Source organism: Streptomyces sp. NPDC060366 (genome assembly GCF_042725135.1).
Classification (GTDB): domain Bacteria; phylum Actinomycetota; class Actinomycetes; order Streptomycetales; family Streptomycetaceae; genus Streptomyces.
Genome location: NZ_JBHXDC010000024.1, coordinates 72,784 through 90,912 on the forward strand (window position 1 = coordinate 72,784; position 18,129 = coordinate 90,912).

Annotated in this window: 20 protein-coding genes; all 20 read left to right on the top strand. The window is 68.8% G+C overall.

What is annotated here, in order from left to right:
* The first annotated feature begins 42 nt into the window (after nucleotides 1-42).
* The gene (locus ACFWHU_RS34865; RefSeq protein WP_387230021.1) at nucleotides 43-1,935 is read left to right on the top strand and encodes a hypothetical protein; all 1,893 of its coding nucleotides are present in this window, start codon (nucleotides 43-45) and stop codon (nucleotides 1,933-1,935) included.
* A 65-nt stretch (nucleotides 1,936-2,000) separates the two neighbouring features.
* Nucleotides 2,001-2,744, top strand: coding sequence for a hypothetical protein (locus ACFWHU_RS34870; RefSeq protein WP_387230023.1), 744 nt, complete (start codon nucleotides 2,001-2,003; stop codon nucleotides 2,742-2,744).
* Between the two features lie 96 nt (nucleotides 2,745-2,840).
* A complete protein-coding gene (locus tag ACFWHU_RS34875; protein ID WP_387230025.1) occupies nucleotides 2,841-3,587 on the top strand; it encodes a hypothetical protein in 747 nt (248 codons plus the stop codon).
* 15 nt (nucleotides 3,588-3,602) lie between these two features.
* Nucleotides 3,603-4,658 carry a major capsid protein gene (locus ACFWHU_RS34880; protein WP_387230027.1) on the top strand — a complete coding sequence of 352 codons (1,056 nt, stop codon included), beginning with the start codon at nucleotides 3,603-3,605 and terminating at the stop codon, nucleotides 4,656-4,658.
* A gap of 5 nt (nucleotides 4,659-4,663) precedes the next feature.
* Nucleotides 4,664-4,927, top strand: coding sequence for a hypothetical protein (locus ACFWHU_RS34885; RefSeq protein ID WP_387230029.1), 264 nt, complete (start codon nucleotides 4,664-4,666; stop codon nucleotides 4,925-4,927).
* 140 nt (nucleotides 4,928-5,067) lie between these two features.
* Nucleotides 5,068-5,403, top strand: coding sequence for a hypothetical protein (locus tag ACFWHU_RS34890; protein ID WP_387230030.1), 336 nt, complete (start codon nucleotides 5,068-5,070; stop codon nucleotides 5,401-5,403).
* Nucleotides 5,400-6,236: a hypothetical protein gene (locus ACFWHU_RS34895; protein ID WP_387230032.1), complete on the top strand. Its 837-nt coding sequence runs from the start codon at nucleotides 5,400-5,402 to the stop codon at nucleotides 6,234-6,236. The genes ACFWHU_RS34890 and ACFWHU_RS34895 overlap by 4 nt, the downstream gene beginning before the upstream one ends.
* A complete protein-coding gene (locus ACFWHU_RS34900) occupies nucleotides 6,233-6,775 on the top strand; it encodes a hypothetical protein (protein WP_387230034.1) in 543 nt (180 codons plus the stop codon). Before ACFWHU_RS34895 ends, ACFWHU_RS34900 begins: the two co-directional genes overlap by 4 nt.
* Nucleotides 6,772-7,149, top strand: coding sequence for a hypothetical protein (locus ACFWHU_RS34905; RefSeq protein ID WP_387230036.1), 378 nt, complete (start codon nucleotides 6,772-6,774; stop codon nucleotides 7,147-7,149). The genes ACFWHU_RS34900 and ACFWHU_RS34905 overlap by 4 nt, the downstream gene beginning before the upstream one ends.
* Nucleotides 7,149-7,604, top strand: a complete 456-nt coding sequence (locus ACFWHU_RS34910; protein WP_387230038.1) for a DUF6093 family protein — start codon at nucleotides 7,149-7,151, stop codon at nucleotides 7,602-7,604. The genes ACFWHU_RS34905 and ACFWHU_RS34910 overlap by 1 nt, the downstream gene beginning before the upstream one ends.
* Nucleotides 7,601-7,987, top strand: coding sequence for an HK97 gp10 family phage protein (locus ACFWHU_RS34915; RefSeq protein ID WP_387230040.1), 387 nt, complete (start codon nucleotides 7,601-7,603; stop codon nucleotides 7,985-7,987). The genes ACFWHU_RS34910 and ACFWHU_RS34915 overlap by 4 nt, the downstream gene beginning before the upstream one ends.
* The gene (locus ACFWHU_RS34920) at nucleotides 7,984-8,433 is read left to right on the top strand and encodes a hypothetical protein (RefSeq protein ID WP_387230042.1); all 450 of its coding nucleotides are present in this window, start codon (nucleotides 7,984-7,986) and stop codon (nucleotides 8,431-8,433) included. The genes ACFWHU_RS34915 and ACFWHU_RS34920 overlap by 4 nt, the downstream gene beginning before the upstream one ends.
* A gap of 99 nt (nucleotides 8,434-8,532) precedes the next feature.
* On the top strand, nucleotides 8,533-9,006 hold the full coding sequence (locus ACFWHU_RS34925) for a hypothetical protein (RefSeq protein ID WP_387230044.1): 474 nt from the start codon (nucleotides 8,533-8,535) through the stop codon (nucleotides 9,004-9,006).
* Nucleotides 9,007-9,099: 93 nt separating this feature from the next.
* Nucleotides 9,100-9,654 carry a hypothetical protein gene (locus ACFWHU_RS34930; protein WP_387230046.1) on the top strand — a complete coding sequence of 185 codons (555 nt, stop codon included), beginning with the start codon at nucleotides 9,100-9,102 and terminating at the stop codon, nucleotides 9,652-9,654.
* A 131-nt stretch (nucleotides 9,655-9,785) separates the two neighbouring features.
* A complete protein-coding gene (locus ACFWHU_RS34935; protein WP_387230048.1) occupies nucleotides 9,786-10,049 on the top strand; it encodes a hypothetical protein in 264 nt (87 codons plus the stop codon).
* A 23-nt stretch (nucleotides 10,050-10,072) separates the two neighbouring features.
* Complete coding sequence (locus ACFWHU_RS34940; RefSeq protein ID WP_387230050.1) at nucleotides 10,073-14,923, top strand: hypothetical protein; 4,851 nt, start codon at nucleotides 10,073-10,075, stop codon at nucleotides 14,921-14,923.
* A complete protein-coding gene (locus tag ACFWHU_RS34945) occupies nucleotides 14,916-15,812 on the top strand; it encodes a hypothetical protein (RefSeq protein WP_387230052.1) in 897 nt (298 codons plus the stop codon). Before ACFWHU_RS34940 ends, ACFWHU_RS34945 begins: the two co-directional genes overlap by 8 nt.
* A gap of 10 nt (nucleotides 15,813-15,822) precedes the next feature.
* Nucleotides 15,823-16,761, top strand: coding sequence for a hypothetical protein (locus tag ACFWHU_RS34950; protein ID WP_387230054.1), 939 nt, complete (start codon nucleotides 15,823-15,825; stop codon nucleotides 16,759-16,761).
* Entirely contained in the window at nucleotides 16,755-17,852 is a 1,098-nt protein-coding gene (locus ACFWHU_RS34955) for a hypothetical protein (RefSeq protein ID WP_387230056.1), read from the top strand. The genes ACFWHU_RS34950 and ACFWHU_RS34955 overlap by 7 nt, the downstream gene beginning before the upstream one ends.
* A 2-nt stretch (nucleotides 17,853-17,854) precedes the next feature.
* Nucleotides 17,855-18,129: hypothetical protein (locus ACFWHU_RS34960; protein ID WP_387230058.1), on the top strand; the 275-nt coding region annotated here is incomplete at its 3' end.

Consider the following 18,129-nt stretch of genomic DNA (forward strand, 5'->3'; position numbering starts at 1 on the left):
ACAGGCGCGGGGCCTGTTCAACGTTCCAGAAGGGGACGCCTGGTGGGCCTGTACCGATTCCTCGTCGACCGGTGGGGTGCGCTGAACTACAAGCGCGCATTCGCCGACCCGGCTTACGGCCGGCCCGACCGTGAAGCGTTCCCCGGGGCGATGCGCACCTGGGTCCCGAGGGAAGACCAGCGCCGGCTTGCCGCGTACACCCTGTTCGCCGCGTACGGGCACAACCAGGCGTGGGAAGTTGCCGCGACCCAGGACCACACCGACTCCTCCGCCCGACGCGAGTTCGGCGACCCCGCCATGCTCGTCGCGGCGATCACCTCGCACATGCTGGGACGCGAGCAGACCATCACCGTCCCCGGGGCGGAAGACGCCGAACAGTCCGACGGGAAGTCCGCGCCGCCCGAGGCCGTTCACGCGGCCACGGTTCAGGACGGGCTGAGGGCTTGGGCCCGGGCCGAACAGTTCGCCATGCGGATGCAGCAGAACGAACGCAAAGCCGTCCTGGCCGGCGACGGGGTGTACACCCTCGCGTGGGACGGGGCGAAGAAACGCCCCCGGCTGTCTGTCGTCGACCCGGGCTTCTACTTCCCCGACCTGCCCGACAACTCCGGCGACTCCTCGGATTTTCCCGACCGGGTGCACTTCGCCTGGGAGATCGAAGCCGACCCCGCGGTGCCCGGGTCGAAGCCGAAACTGCGGCGCCTCACCTACGAACTCGGGCCCATCGGTACGGCCACCGCATCCGACGTGAGCGGCGAGCGCCCGGCACGATCCCCCACGTACGCCGATGACGGGCTCACCCCCCTGCTGATCCCCGGCGACGTGTACGACCCGGACACCGGACAGATCAGCCGCATGTACGCGTGGAACGACGAACCCAGCACGGTCACCTGCTACCTCACCGAAGCCGAATGGGACCTGGACGACATCAAGGCCGACCAGGACGTCCACACCCTCGACTACCGGTACGCCACCTTCCTCACCCGCGGCGACGGCCAAGTCCTCCAGCACCTGGACCTGATGCACGACTTCGTGCCCGTCATCCACATTCCGAACTCCATTCCCGAAGACGGGCACTGGGGTGAGTCGTCTCTCGCGACGCTGCTGCAACTCTTCGACGAACTCCAGGGAACCGACACCGACTCTTCCAAGGCATCAGCGACCACCGGCGCCCCGATGATCGGCGTCATCAACCCGAACGCCAAGGACTCGCGCCGCGGCGAGAAGAAGAAGATGTACATCGAGCCCGGCCTGATGATCGAAATGTCGCAGGGCGGCAACCTCGTCACTGTCGACACCTCACCTCAGCTCCGGGAACTGCGCGAGAAGACCGCAGAGCTACAAGACCGGCTGTCGCTCAACGCCCGCATGCCGGCCGTCGCCCTCGGCACTCTCGACCCCACCAAAGCCCCCTCCGGGTTCTCCATCCAACTGTCGTACGGGCCCATGGACCCCCTCATGGACTCCATGCACCTGCCGCGCGACCACAAGTACGCACTGTTCCTGAAGATGGTCCAGCGCCTCTACAAGGCCGGGCAGCACCCCGACTGGACCGGCCCCGTTGTCGAAGCGCAGCTCATGTGGGGCACGTACAAGCCCACCGACAAGGCCGCCACCCTCGAGATGGTCCGCGGCGCCATCAAGGACGGCGCCATGTCCCTCGAGACCGGTGTGCGTCTCCTGTCCGAAGTTGGCTTCCCGATCGACGACATAGGCGAAGAGATCAACCGCATCCAGTCCCGCCAGTTCGAGCAGGCCAAGTTTTTGGCTGACGCGACCGGCGATTCCGGGGCCGTCGGAGACTTCCTCGGTATCGATATCGACTCCGACCCGGAGCCGCCGACCGTGGTCCTGCCGCCGGCTGTTCCCGGCGGCGAAGACGACTCCGAAGACCCGGCCGCGGACCCGTCCCAGATAACCCGGGGCAACGAATGACGCCAACCGTGCTTTCCTTGGATCAAGGCGCGGGGCCTGGAATCTCCTTGGGAGGACTTGCCCTCATGCGCCGCCCCGCGCTGCACCGCACGAACTTCCTCGCCGCATCGCTGGCGTGGGCCCACCCGTACCCGACGGGTCTGTTCTCCCCCGTGTTCTACGCCGACGGCGACCCCGTAGGCCCTCCGGCCGGTGAACCCACCCAGGTCGACCCTCCCAAGCCTGGTCCGCCCGCTGCCCGCACCTTCACCCAGGACGAACTCACCGCCCTCGCCGCGAAGGAAAAGGCCCAAGGAGAGCGTGCTGGTGCCCGCGCCGCCCTGGAGAAGGTCGCGGCCGATCTCGGCTTCACGAACCTTGATGACGCGAAGGCGTTCATCGAGGAAGGCCGGAAGGTTAAGGAAGCGCAGCTCTCCGAGCAGGAGAAGCGCGAACAGGCCCTCGCCGACCGCGAAGCGAAGGCCGAGGCGCGCGAGAAGGCCGCCGAAGCGCGCGAGCGCGACGCCAACCGCAAGGCCGTACTGGTCGGCCTTGGAGCCACCGGCGACGACCTCGAGGACGCTGCAGCCCTCCTGCGCGTAGCCGAGGACGCCGACGACACCGCGCTCGCCGAAGCCGCCACTGCACTCAAGGCACGCCGGCCCGAACTCTTCGGGAGTACCGCTCCTGCCGACCCGGCCGCCACACCTCCCGCACCCACAGGACTTCCCGCCGGAGGCATGCCCCGCCCCGGCGGAAACCAGCCCAAGCCCGGAGAACGCGGCCTTGCCATGCTGAAGCGCCGCGGAAAGATCCCCTCCACCACCTGATCGCACCACCCGCACGACTCGGGACCACGCCCCTCTCCTCGTGGACGCGCCACCGGCGCCGCCTGATACACGCACACGCACCCTGAGGAGAGGGCAGTGAACGACTTTCAGCCCATCACCGTGAGCGAGGAAGCCACCGCCGACCGGCCGTGGCTCGCCTCCCTTGTGGGCACGAACAACGCCAACACCATCACCCTGGACCTGACGAAGTTCGTCTCCGGAGTCCACTACGAAGCGGGCAATCTGCTTCAGCCGCGGAACGTCCTGAAGTCCGGGCTCCCCCTGGGCAAGGTCACCGCGACCGGCCTGTACGCCCCGTACGCGGGACCGACGGCCGAGGTGCAGACCGTCACCGTCACGGGCACCCCGACCGGCGGCACGTACACGCTGACGTTCAGCGGCCAGACCACCGCCGCCATCCCGTACAACGCCACCGCCGCACAGGTGAAGGCGGCGCTCGAAGCGCTGTCGAACATCAGCGTCGGCGACGTCAGCGTGACCGGCGGACCGCACCCCGGTACGGCCATGTCCGTCACCTTCGCCGGCCAGTACATGGGCGACGACGTCGCGGCCATGACCGCCTCCGGGGCCAGCCTCACCGGCGGCAGCACCCCCGGCGTCACCATCGCCACCGCCACCGCCGGCGGCGCGGCCACCGCAACGGACGGCACCGAAACCCTCGCGGGATTCCTCGCCACCGAATCCATGTTCGCCACCGGGTCCACCAAGACCTCTGGCGCGCTCCTGTGGTTCGGCGAGGTCTTCGCGGCCAAGTGCCCCATCCCCTTCGACCCGACCGACGTCGCGAGCGTCGCGCCCGGCGTCAACATCCACTACCGGTAAGTCAGGAGACCGACCATGAGCACAACCCTCGACCGTCTCCTGCGGAACGTCACGCCGGAAGACCTCAACGTCTACATCAACGGGCTGCCGATCCCGAACTCCTACGCGCTCACCCAGAGCGTCATCCCGGAGCGGAAGATCTACGGCCCCAAGTTCCGGATCGAGTCGAACAAGCGGCGCATCAACGCCGCGAAGTTCCGGGCCTTCGACACCCCGCACGCCCTGGCCAAGCGGCAGGCCGAGCGCGTCGTCAACGAGGGCATGCTGCCCCCGGTCGGCCAGACCCTGGAGATGGGCGAACTCTCCCTCATCCTCCACGCCGCGAAGCGCGGTGCGGACGACCAGGAGTTCATCCAGGCCCTGTACGACGACCTGGAGCGCCACTTCACCTCCATCAAGATCGCCCAGGAGATCGCGGCCGGAAAGCTCCTGTCCACCGGCGTGGTTCCGCTGCCCGGCGTTGGGCTGGACGTCGACTGGAACGTCCCGGCGGCGAACATGCCCGTCGCGGCCGTCAAGTGGGACCAGCCCACCGCCACCCCGCTCACCGACGAGATGGCGTGGATCCGCTACCTCAAGAGCGTTGGCGCACCCAAGCCGGCCCGCGTCATCACCTCCGAGCGCGCCGCATCGGTACTGGCCTCCAACCTGGAGTACCGCACCGCGCACTGGAACTCCTCCAGCCCGGAGACCACCCCCTCCACCACCCTGGCACCGCCGGACGTCAACTCCGTCCGGGCCCGCTGGAACCTGCCGCCCATCGAGATCTACGACGAGCAGGTCTGGGACGACGACACGTACGTCCGCACCACGCCCGAGGGCATGTGGGCGATGATCCCGCCGAACCCGAACCAGTGGGCGGAAACCCAGTACGGCGTCACCGCCGAGCAGGACAACCTCGACCAGGGCGAGAACCCCGGACTTGAGGCATCGCAGGAGCCGGGCATCTACATCTCCTACGAGAAGAAGTCGAACCCGGTCCAGTTCTCCACCACGGCGAACGCCATCGCGATGCCGGTCCTGTACGTCAACAACTTCCACATCAGCGCCACCGTGCTGGATGAGGACTGATTGGCATGGCCAAGCTCGTACGGGCCGTGTTCGTACGCGACCCCGACCGGCACCGCACCGTTCTTCTCAGGCCGGGACAGGAGCCGGAGCCGCGCCTTGCGGCTCTGATCACCAACCCCGACTGCTGGGAAGACGGTGTGCTGCCGGGCACCGAAGAGTCCAAGTCCACCGACGTTGAACCCGACAAGGGCTCGGCCGACACGGACTCCAAGCCGGCCGCGAAGCCCGCGGCCAAGAAGACGGCCGCACGCAAGACCGCGGCCAACTGACCGGCTCGGGGCCGGTAGGCCGCCGCTGAGGGCACCGGCGGCCGTAGACGGTGTGCGGGCCCGGAGTCCCCTGGTGGGGGCGCCAGGCCGGTCCCGCACCCGTCCGCCCCAACCCCCGCACCACAACCTGGAGGAGCCCCGTGAACGACGCGGTACGCGCCTGGCTCATCTCCCAGCTGGGCACCGGAACGGACCTGGCTGACCTCACCGCGCGCTACACGCGCCTCAGGAGCGCCCGCGCGGTCGCGATCGAGGTCGTTCGTGAGCGGCTTGCCGCACTGCTCGCCTCACCGGGGTCCGTATCGGTGTCCGGTGTCGTGTCGGTGAACTTCTCCGCGAACATCGCCGCCTACGAGCGACAGCTCACCGCCCTGGAGTCCGGCGAACCCCCGGCACCGGACGACCCTGCCGACGAGGACGACACCGACGGCGGCGGGCTCGGTGTCATCCAGCTGATCGCCCGGCCACGCCGATGACCACACCCACCCGCCCCCGCACCCTCCGAGCCCGACTCCTCGCGTACGTCAGCGACGCGACGGGGCGCCTCACCGCAGCGTGGAAAATCCTCACCCGCGCCCGCGACACACTTATCGGCACCCTCGCCGGAATCCGCCCCGGCCGCGCAGCATCCGCGCGCATCCGGGCCGCAGGCATGGCCTTCCAGCAGCAGCTCGCCGACTTCGACCGCAACATGCTCGCCTGGATCGAACGCTGGGCCGCGACGGACCTGCCCCTCCTGTACCGGGAGGGTGCTCTGGCGATGCTTGACCGCGCGGACCGGCCGCACAACGCATGGTCCTGGACCGCGCTCCACCAGGCCGCCATCACCGCCCTGTCCGCCCAGTACTACGCGGACCTGATGGGCCGTCTCCGCGAGGCCCTACGCCGCGCTCGCGCGTTCCTCCGCGCCGCCCTGGACGCCGCCCGTGTTCGGCACAGCAGGTTCGAGACCGCCGTCTTCGACCGTGACGCCCTGCGCCGCGACCACCCGCTCGACACGGTCATCTACGCCAATTCGGCCCGGCATCCCGTCGATTCGTGGGCGCGGTCCGCTGTGTCCTGGCAGGCGGTCACATCCGCCAACGCTGGGGCCGCCCGTACGGCGTGGGAGCAGCTCGGTGTGACGCAGGTGAAGGTCGTGGACGGCTCCGGCTGCGGCTGGCGGAACCACTCCGATCCAGACCGCGCGGACGGCAGCCTGCGCGACATCGAAGACGCCCTCACCCACCCCGTAGCCCACGCGAACTGCGTACGGGAGTTTTTGCCGCACTTCCCCCGCCCCGCCACCTTCCCAGGAGCCCTCGCATGACCACACTTGACCTGCCCCTCTGGGCCTGGAACCTCATCATCGCCATCCAGTCCCACGAGGAACAGCACAGCAGCACCCACACCTGCCTCCAACGGGTCCTGACCGCCGTTCCCGAGGACGTCCGCCACCAGGCCGAAGGCATCAGCAGCTACATACGAAAGGCCAACGGAGACGCCCTCGCAGAGAAGACCAAGAAGTCATGGGACGACCTGGTGAACGCCTTCTCCGGGAGCTCCAATCAGGGCCGGGCGCCAGAAAGTCCCACCGCCGAGGACGCGTGGGACGGACATCGGTTCGGTGAACCCGGTTACCTCGACCCCGAGCGCTGCGCGCAATGCGGTCTTGACCGGGCGTCGTGGGAGCTCCGCCAGGACACCCGATCCTGCGGCACGGCGCAAACCGATGCCAAATCGGGGCACGACTTCCGTCCGACCTACCCGGACGGCCTGGCCTGTCGACGGTGCAACATGCCTCGTGTGGAGTGGGTAGCCCGTCAGAATGCCCCGAGGTGTGACGCGGCGAAGGATGCCGCGTCATGAGCGAGCAGCCGGGCATGGACTGGAAGCCGCGCCATATCAGCGTCACCGGCGACGGCCTCGCCGCCCGCGTCGTCCTGGACGACCAGGACATCAGCCGCCACGTTCAAGGCGTCACCATCGAGCACCGCGTCGGGCAGGCCCCCGTCGTCGTCCTCTACGCCCACCCCACGGCCGGGGCCACCTTCGACGGCCTGGCGCGCGTCGCGGTCGCCGAACAAGCCGACCCAGGCGAAGCCATGGCCGCGTTCCTCGCCAGCATCGACCCCGACGCTCTCGCCAAAGCCGCCCTCCAGCGCGACCTCGACGGCAGCCCCAACGAACTCACGAAAGCCATGCTGGAGCAGCTGGTCGACTGGGCGCAGGGCAGGGCGTGATGGCCGGACTGGATCAGGCACTCGCAGGCGTCGTCACCTGGCTCGGCGCGAACATATTGATCGACACCGTCCGTGTTACCGCCCCCGGCGACACCGAACCCACCGTCGACCCGGCCACCGGGCAGATCACCTACCCCGACGGGGACGTGCTGTACGAAGGGCCAGGGGCGGTCGTGCCCGGCAGTGCCACCATGGAACGCTCCGCTGTCCCCGACGACGGGCAACCGTGGGCGCAGCAGACCCGGTCCAGCTATGTCCTCCTCACCCCGCTCACTGTCGACGCACCGCCCGAGCACGCCATCGTGTCCGTCGTCCAGGTCCACAACCCCGAGCGGACCGCGCTCATCGGCCGCACATGGATCTGCGCCGACCCCGGACAAGCCGGAACCGTCGAAGTCGTGCGCCGTACCGCCCTAGACCAGAACCAGGCCCCGACCGTCGGGGAGGGGCCGTGACGCCGGATCAGCTCGCGGACCGGCTCGAGCAGGCCGCCGACCAGCTCGGGCCCGCGATCCGCCGCAAGGTGGAGCACGCGGGCGAACTCGGGCGCGCCCTGATCCGGGGAAACGCATCGGGCCGGCCCGGTCCGAACATCATCACCGGCCAGTACTGGTCGTCGTGGCAGACCGTCACCCGGCCACTGCCGTACGGGGCGCAGTGCACCATCGGCACCGACCGGCCGCAGGGCCGGCGCCTGGAGTTCGGCTTCACCGGGGTTGATTCCATCGGGCGCTTCTACGACCAGCCTCCGTTTCCGCACGTCGGACCGGCCATCCCGGCAATCGGCGCGGCTCTGCGGAATGGTGTCGGCGAAGCCGTGGAAGAGGTGCTCCGGTGATCGCGCGCAACCCATTCACGATCGCCGTGTCGACGCTCCTGGCGCAAGCGTCCGGGTTCCCGGTCGGACGCGGACGGAGGCCCACAGGAGTTAACCCGCCGTACTACCTGCTGTACTCCATCACCACGGACCTCGCAGGCCCTGAACTCGCGGACCTCAACGAAGACCTCACCGTCATCTACCAGGTCACCGCCGTGTCCGGGCCCGACCCCAGCCGCCCCAACTCGTACGGTGTCGCCGACCAGGCCGAGATCATGGCCGACAAGGCGCGCACCGCGTTCCTCGGGCGCGACCCAGTGACCGGCCTGTGGCTCCACACGCTCACCGTGCCCGGCATCAAGGTCTACGGGAGGTCCCTCGACACAGAACCCGGGGGAACGAATGATCCAGCCGATGCCATCATGAATTACGTGCAGCGCTTCGAGTTCAACTTGACGCCCGCCTGACCCTGTCAGGCAGTAGGACCGCACCGCGGCGGGACCCCACGCGGACGCCACCACGCAGGTGGCCGCCACTCCGCCACCGCGCTCCAAGGGGTCCATCTCATGCCCAGGTTCAACCGCAAAGGTGTCACGAAGATCCTCTTCGCTGAGACCATCGCCTCGCCCGCCTACCTGCCGACCCGTGTCGAGATCACCGGGGCCACGTCCCTGACGAAGGCGATCGCCGCGGTCGACGGGTTCACGCTCGAGAACCAGACCATCGAAACGCCCGACCTCGAGAGCAAGTTCACCTCGAAGATCGAGGGCGACGACCAGGCCGCCGACTCGAGCCTCACGTTCTACGAGGACGACACCGACGACGAACTCGAGGCGTCCCTGGCCAAGGGAACGTCCGGGTTCATCATCATCCTCCGCAAGGGTGACGTCCCCTCCTCCAACTCGATGGACGTGTACCCCGTCACCGTTGCCTCCAAGTCGTCCACGATCACCGTCGACAACGAGGCCGCGAAGTGGACCGCGATGTTCGCGATCACCGACACGCCGGCACTCGACGCCGCCGTCCCGGCCGCCACCTGATCCACCACCCCCTCAGCACCCGGCCGGGCGCCAGCCTTCGGGAAGGGGCACTGCGCCCGGCCGGGTCCCTTCCCGTGACGGAGGACCCACCTCATGACCGCACGCAAAACCACGGCCGCGCCGCCGCCTGCCGCTGTCGCGCAGGACGCCCACTGGGCCGCCACCAGAGAACGGCTGAAGAACCGCATCCGGCCCATCCTCACGATGACGATCTGCGACGACCACGAGGCGAAGGCCGCTCTCGCGGAGGCATTGGCGGAGGAGCAGCGGGCGACGAACGTCCTCGCGGCCGCGCCCGACGAGGAAAACGCGAAGGAGGCTGCCGCGGCTGCCACCGAAGCACTGAACCGGGCGCAGGCGGCGTACGACAAGGTGGCGATCACGCTGCGGTTCCAGGCGCTGGACGCCAAGACGTACAAGGAACTCAAGGCCGCCCACCCGCCCACCACCGAGCAGGCCGAGCAGGGCTACGAGTTCAACGCCGACACCCTCGGGCCGATCGTCATCGCCGCCTCCAGCCTGGACGGCATCACCGAAGAAGACGCGGTCACTTACCGCGAGGAGTGGTCCGAGCAGGAGTCCGACCTCCTCCTCAACACTGCGTTCGCGGTGCAGCGCCAGGAGCGCATGGACCTGGGAAAAGGCTGATCGAAGATGAGCGGTTCCGTGGCGACCTCGAACTGTGCGACCGGTGGGGCATCCCGCACTCGCAGTTCCTCGGTGGCGACGGCACATGGACCGCTCTCGACCGGGCCAAGGCCCACGCCTACCGCGACTACATGCGGACCGTGTGCGCCCAGTGCGGCACCCGGCATGAGGACTGGGACCACGGCGGCCCCGCCGAGGAAGACGCGTACGGGGTGTCCGTGCAGCTGTGCATCGGGTGCCAGGTCATCGCGGAGAAGCAGGCCGAGTTGGCGAAGGACGGCGACACCCACGGCAAGAAGATCGGCCTCATCCCGGTGGCTGTACAGGCCGCCATGGAGGTCGAACGAGACGAGAAGAAGAAGCAGCGACTGAAGCGCGACCGCGACAACGACTGACGGACTGAGGGGAGGGGCGGACGGTGGCCAACTGGAACCTGAGCGTGGACCTGCGCGCGCAGGGCAACAGCCTCGGCGCGACGCTGCGACGTGACGCCGGATACGCCCGCGACCTCGCCGATGCGGCCCGTGACGCCAAGTCGGAAGTAGCCGCCCTCGGAGTCGCGTCCCGTACGGCCGCAGGGCACGTCAAAGCCCTCGGGCGCGATGCCGAGAGGGCCGAGCGGAACATCACCTCTCTCGGCAACGCTGCCGACAGCGCCAGCCGCAACATCAACCGCCTCGGCAACACGTCGCTGGCCGCCACGAACAAACTCCGCCGCATGGCGAACCAGGCCCGCGACGCTGCGAAAGACCTTCGCGACCTTGCCGCCGCCGCGGCAGCCGCGGACGCCGCCGTACGGGCCGGACTCAACGACATTCGCCTTCGCGCCGAGCTGGACGACCAGACCGGAACCGGCGTCGCGGCCGTACGTGCCGGCCTCGCGTCGCTTCAGGCGGCCAGCCCCGTCCGCCTCAACGCGAGGTTCGACGCCGACCTGACCGGCATCACCACCACCGCCGCGGCAGTACAGGGGCTGCGGACCAGTGGGGACATCAACCTGACGGCGCGTCTCGACAACCAGACCGCCAGCGGAATCGCCCAGGTCCAGTCAGCCGTCGCAGCGCTGAGGGCGCTGAGCCCCGTCGACATCGAAGCGCACCTCGACGACCGTACCGGGCCCGGTATTGCCGCGGCCCGCACCGCCCTGGCGAGCCTTCAGGCATCGAGCCCGGTCCGTCTCGACATCAACGTCACCGGCGACACAGCGCAGATCGTCGCCGCGGCAACCGCCATGCGGGACCTCGACGGAGACGCCACACGCACGAGCACCTCACTGTCCGGCATCGCCCCGAGCGCGACCGCCGCGGCCACCGCCCTCGGGCGGGTAGAAGCCGCCGCGCAGGACGTGTCCCGGGCCCTGCGCATCGTCCACGCCGGCGCAAACGCCGCCGCTGACGCCCTCGACGAACTCCGCAACCGGGCCATCCTCGCCGGAGGCGGACTCACCCTCCTCGCCGGGGCCGCAAGCAGCGCCAACGGGCACCTCCTGACCCTCGGCAGCTCCACCCGCACCCTGCGCTCCGACATGGACGACCTGGACGCCACCCTCGCACGTCTCGCCGCACGACTGCCCGGCCTGACCGGGTCCCTCGGCACCCTCGGCAGCTCCACCTCATCGTCCGGTGCCGGGATGCGGACGCTGATGCTCGCCGCGATCGGCCTCGCGACTGCTCTGGTTCCGATCGCCGCGTCCCTCGCCCCGATCGCCGCCGGGCTTGTCGGTGTCGCTGCCGGAGTCGGTGTGTTCGGTGCCGCGATCGCGGGCCAGATCAAGACGCTGATGGACGCGTCGGAGGCGCAGAAGGAGTACGACGAGGCGGTCCGTGAGCACGGCAAGGCGTCCCCGGAGGCGGCGAAGGCCAACGCTGAGATGGCCCGGCAGTTCAAGGAGATGCCGCAGGCGACCCGTGAGGCCGCGGCCGGACTGGCGGTGCTGAAGGACAACTACACGGACTGGTCGGACAGTCTGGCGGGCGACACGATGCCGGTCGCTACGAAGTCCTTCGCGATCTTCTCGGCGATGTTCCCGAAGATGACACCCCTGGTGGAGGGCTCGTCGAAGGAACTCAGCCGGTTCATGACGATCGCCGCTGGTGGGGTCGCGTCGAACGGGTTCAGCAACTTCATGGGCGACTTCTCGAAGTTCGCCGAGGAGACGATGGCGAAAGCCAACCTGGGGCTGGTGAAGTTCGCCGAAGGCCTGGACACCGGGGAGATCGGCGGGAACCTCAAGGAGTTCATGGCGTACGCCCGCGAGCACGGGCCGTTGGTCGCCGAAACGCTGGGCAACCTGACGAAGGCCCTGTCGAACATCCTCGTCGCCGCATCCGACGTCGGCGTCGGCGCGCTGACGATCGTCAACGCCATCGCGAGCATCGTCGCCGCGGTCCCCCCGGAAGCCCTCACCGCTTTCATTCAGCTGTACACCGGCATCAAGCTGCTCACGATGGGCGCCGCCGCACTGGGGGCCGCCACAGGCAGTGCGGCAGTTGCCCGCCTGGGTGCGTACTTCGCCATCATGCGCGCTGCCGGCGTGGCCCCCACGCTCCGCGCCACCGCAGCATCCATGTCGATGGTCGCGAAGGCCGGAGTGGTGCTGGGAGTCCTTGCCGTCGCCGCGGTCGGTATCGACAAGCTTGCCGAGTCGGCGAAGGGCGCCCCGCCGGACATCGACAAGCTCACCACGAGCCTGGAGAAACTGTCACTGACCGGCCAGTTCACGGGTGAGCTGAAGAAGACGTTCGGCGACATGGACGGCTTCGTCGCCAAGGCGAAAGAGATGGACTCCCAGACGGACCAGCTCGAAAAGGCGAAGCCGTACCTGGCGCTCACCGGGCTCGGGTCGTTCGCGGAGGGGGCGACGAAGAAGCTCGACGCCCTCGTGCACGGAACGAAGTCCCTGTCCGCGACCGAGGAAGACTTCCAAGCGTTCGACCAGACGTTCGCCGACATGGCGTCGGGCGGCCACGCCGACATGGCCGCAGAGGAGTTCCAGCGGTTCGCCGCCGCGCTCCGCGCGTCGGGCAAGTCCACGGCCGAGATCAACGCCCTGTTCCCTGAGTACAAGGCCGCAGTCGCGGGTCTGGCGGCTGAGGAGGAGATCGCTGCCCGCTCCATGGGCGTCTTCGGTCAGCAGGCGATCGACACTCAGGGGAAGCTCGAAGCTCAGAGAGCGTCCGCGGACGGGTTGAGACAGAGCGTCGTCGCGCTCAATGAGGCGCACCGCGCCGGGCTCGGCGGCATGATCGGATTCGAGGCGTCGATCGATGCCGCGGCGAAGGCGGCGAAAGAGAACGCCGGCTCCCTGAAGATGATCAATGGTGAGCTGGACCTCAACTCCCCCAAGGCCCAGGCAGCGGCCACGGCCCTTCAGGACCTGGGGGCGAAGACCGACGAAGCCGCCACTGCGGCACGCGCGGCAGACAAGTCGTGGGAACACGTCAACGGCATCTACGAGCGAGGCGAGGCTTCGCTCATCAAGTACGCCATGTCAATGGGCCTCACGAAGGGACAGGCGCAGGCCCTCGCCTCGGAGATCCTGCAAATCCCGGACAAGCACGAGACGACGATCGAGATGCGGCGCGAGGACGCGATCGCGGGACTGAACTCGGTCATCGCGAAGATTGAGGCCACGCCGGGGTCGAAGTCGGTGACGGTCAAGGCGCTGACGACGTCCGCGATGGGTCTCCTCGAAACCCTCGGCTACAAGACGAAGACGCTGCCCGACGGGCGGGTGCAGGTGACCGCGCGCACCGGGGCTGCCCTTGGCGGGCTGGCCGCGGTGAAGCGTGCGCGGGACGCACTGTCCGACCGGACCATCACCATCACCACGCACTACGTCGTCACGGGGAACACGGCCCGGCGTCCCGGCTCGCACGGGTCGCAGCTGAAGAACGCCGACGGCAGTGTCACGGACTACTACGCGCAGGGCGGCATTCAGCAGCGCGGTGTCAGGTACTTCGCGAACGGCGGCTCCGAGAGTCACGTGGCGCAGATCGCGCCGGCGGGGTCGTGGCGGGTGTGGGCGGAGCCGGAGACTGGTGGCGAGGCGTACGTTCCCCTGGCCCCGTCCAAGCGCACCCGGTCCCGTGCCATCACAGAGGAGACGGTGCGGCGCCTCGGAGGCGACCCGAAGGACATCCAGTGGAACGCGCAGGGCAGCGTCACGGACTGGCGGTACGACCCCAACACCGGCTCCCTCTACTCGCCGTCGGATGCCGGGTCGGCCGGTCAGAAGACGAAGAAGGTCAAGGGCAAAGAGGTCAGCTATTTCGACCTCGGTGCGGTCGAGAAGAAGCTGAAGTCGACCTCGAAGGCCACCACCGCGTGGAACAAAGACCTTCAGAAGATCGCCGACCTGGCCGGTGGTGACGTCGCCAACGCGCTCGCCTCGATGGGCAAGGACGGGGTCGCTCTCACACACAAGATGGCGACCGGATCCACGAAATACCTGAACGAGATGGCCGCCGCCCTGCGGAACCTCGGCACCACAGCGAAGGCGTCCCTGACGGACTACACCCGGCAGCTCACCAAGGCGACCGCCACGGACAGCAAGTTCGCCGCGAACCTCGCCGCGCTCGCCGGCCACGGGTACGGGGACCTGGCCGCGCAGCTGGCCGCGCAGGGCGACACCGCGGCGATGGAGCTCGCTGCGGCTGCGGTCGGGGACCGGAAGAAGGCATCGGAAGCAAACACCGCCGCCGGGAAAGCCGGCCAGGCCCTCACGAGCGAGCAGGTACAGCAACTCGTTGCGATCATCGCAGCCGTACGGACCAACACCACCGGGCTGCACGACGTGGCCGACGCGACCGGGCTTGGTGAGGACGCCATCGTCGCGACCGCCACCAAGGCCACCGCTCAGATCAAGTCGTCCCTCGGATCCCGCGCAACAAAGTTCCTCGCGGACCTGGCGCGCGCCCAGAAGGGCATGTCGTACGCGAACGGCGGCATCCGGGCCGGCATGTACGCCACGCAGGGCGGCATCGTGCGTTTCGCGGAGCCGCAGACTCACGGCGAGGCGTACATCCCCCTCGGGGCGAACAAACGCCCTGCCGCGACGAGGGTTCTGAGGGATGTGGCGGCCCGGTTCGGTGTCGGCCTCACTGACGTCGGCGCCTCTACCCGCCCGGTGATCGTCGTGAAGCAGAGCGGCGACACGCACGTCACCGTGCCCGCCGTCCGTACCGGCGCCACCGCATCGGACATCGGAGCGCAGGTCGGCCGTTCGGTACGGCGTGTGAACCGCGGAGGGGTGAACGCGCGTGCCTGACGCCGAGCTGATTGACGGGCAGATCGACCTGGGCGGCATCCTCCTGGGGCCTGAGACCCCGGTGAACATCATCGACCTGGGCGGCCTGGGTCGGCCGCCGGTGCGTGACGGGGATGTTGACCAGCCGTCGATGGACGGGGCGTTCGCCGGGCTCGACTACTACGCCAGTCGTCAGGTGCAGATCGATGCGGCGATCAAGATTCCGGGCGACCCGGAGGCATGCGAGGCGTTCCTCGCGACGATGATCGACGCGTATGACGACCAGGCGGTGCGCCTGTCTGGTGGTGTCGGGATCCCGCTGCGGATCAAACGGCGGGGTCGCCCGGTGAAGCGCCTGACGGGCCGTGTGCGGCGCCTGGACCCGGAGTACGGGCAGGTCAAGCACGGGTACATGCCGATCGACTTGGAGTTCGTCGCCCAGGACCCCGTGTTCTACGCGGACACGGAGATGGTGACGGAGATCCCGCTGGGGTGGCTGACCGGAGGGGGGTTCGCCGCCCCAGTGACCGCCCCGATCTTCGTGCAGGACGGCGCGATTGCCGCTGACCGTCCGGGCTGGGTGCACAACTCCGGCACAGGCAACGCGTGGCCCGTCATCCGGGTAACCGGACCGTGCGCCACGGTCACCATCACCAACGTCGAAACGGGGCGTTCCCTGTCTCTGCCGACGCTGGACCTGGACGCCGCCCAGTGGATCGAGATCGACACCCGGCCCGGCTACCGCACCGTCCTCGACCAGAACGGCGGCAACGTCGCCATGTCGCCCGGCTCCCGGATCGACCTGTTCTCCCTGCCGCCCGGCCAGTCCGAGATGCGCTGGACCGCGTACGACAACACCAACACCGCCCGTCTGCGCCTGACGTGGCGCGACGCCTACATCGCCCTCTGAGGAGGCAGCCATGACCCTGTTTCAAGTGCCGATCCTCGTGAACGGCGCCACCCACAGCGCGCAGCAGTTCCGCATGCTGGTGCGTGACCTCGCCCGTGGCGCGGAGGGCATCACCGAGGGCGACGACCTGCGCGTCACGCAGCTCAGCACCCCAGGATCCGGGGTTCAGATCGGCGACGGCTCCGGGGTAGTACGCGGCCGGGTCAGCACGTTCCAGGGCACGTACGCGGTGTGCAACACCGGGGCGGACACGGTCGACGTCTCCGCGAATGGCGGTGGCGGCACCAGGTACGACCTGGTCGTGCTGCGGGTAGAGGACCCGGAGTACGAGGGTGACCTCGACCCCGTCACCGATGAGATCAACTACTTCCAGGTCATCCCGAACGTCACCTCCACCACGACCACGGCGCCGGACGGCCGGACGTGCATCCCTCTCGCCCGCCTGGCGATACCCGCGTCCACGTCGACCATCACCAACGCCATGATCACCGACGTGCGGAAGGTCGCGAACCCCCGTCGCGAATCCAAGCTGCTGCCTCAGACTCCGGCGACCGCCTCAGCGAACATCACCGGCAGCTCCCTCGTCTACTCCTACTTCTCCACCGCTGCCGGGTGGAACATTGCCGTGCCCCCCTGGGCGGGAATCGCCCGCATCAAGATCGAGGCTTACGGTCTGCGTCTCACCGTGAACCCGTTCTACGGCCTGTTCTCCGCCACGTTCGGCGCTTCGCTGGGCGTGCAGAACGTCACCATCGACGACAACCAGTCCGGCACCCGCCGGATCACGCACGGCTGCGCCGACACTCTCACCATCCCCGACGCGTACCGGGGCACCACGCAGCTTCTGCGTATCCGGGGCGCCGGCGCGTCCGGCAACACCGGCACGATGAACGTTGACGGAAATTCAACGTTCATCGCCACGGTGGAGTTCGAGGAAGCCCCGTGGTGATCCCGGACCGGGTCCTGACGCAGCACGCCCTCACGGGGGAGTGGCTGACGCTGGCGCTGCCGCTCACGGACCTGGAGTACGGCGACGAACTCAACGGCCCCGGCAGCTTGTCGGGGAGTCTGGCCCCGCGTCTCCTGTCGCAGAACCCGACGCTCCTGGATCCGGGTACGACGCTCATCTACGTGGAGGCGGCCGGGCAGCTTCGGTGGGGCGGTGTGGTGTGGGATGTGCGCGCGCAGGGCGACACCCTGGCGGTGGAGGCTGCGGGCTGGTCGTCGTACCTTGAGCGCCGGTTCGATGTCGACGGGCAGTTCGGGGGGCGTGGCCCGTATTCGTATACGGACCGGTGCCAGGTGATCCGGGACGTCTGGACGTACGCGCAGTCCATCACCGACGGCAACCTGGACGTGCAGGTCGACCCGACGACGTCCACGTCGCTCGTGGGCACGACGGCGGAAAGGTACGAGTCGAACTGGTGGGACAGCAAGTCGTTGGGCTCACAGGTCGATGACCTGGTCTCTGCGGAGGCGTCACCCGACTACACGTGCACCGTCGCCTGGAACACGGACAAGACCGCGCCCGTACGCAGGGTCCGCCTCGGGTGGCCGCGCCTCGGCCGCCGCCGCACCGACATCAGCTTCGCGTCCGGCGCGAACATCATCGACTCCCCGCCCGTGATCCTGGCCGGGGATGAGTACGCGCAGGTCGTCATCGGCATGGGCGAGGGCGACGGGTCCGCGAAACGGCGCCAGATATCCGCCGTACGCAACGGGCGCCTCCGGCTGGAGCACGCTGCAAGCTTTCCAGGGATCAAGGCCAACGACACGCTGGCGGCCCTTGCCGCAGCGGAACGCACCCGGCGTCAGAACCTCGGCTCCGTCGACCAGATCACCATCCGCGACACGCCATCCGCCCCCTTCGGGTCGTGGGAGGTCGGGGACGACGTGCCCACCCGCGTCCACAACCCCTGGGTCGACTACGTCGGCTGGCGGCGCATCACCGGATGGACCATGCAACCCGGCGCCGACGGCGGGCCCCGCGCGGTCATCAACCTCAAGCCCGCCGACTCCTACCAGTACGGAGGCGTCTGACCGTGGACATCGGAGCCGAGATCGCACGCCTGAAGCAGGGCCTCGCCGCCGTGGAGCGCCAGTCCCGCCTCCACTCCGCGTCCCTGGACGACACCACGCTCGTGGTGCGCGACGACACGGGCGGCCTTCGGGCGGAGATCGGGAAGCAGGGGGATGGCACTACGGCGGTGAACATCGTCAACGGCGGCCCCCCGCCCTCACCGGCGACGCCGACTGTCGCCCCCGCGCTCGGAGGGATTGCCGCAGGGTGGGACGGCACGTTCGCCGACGGGGCGAT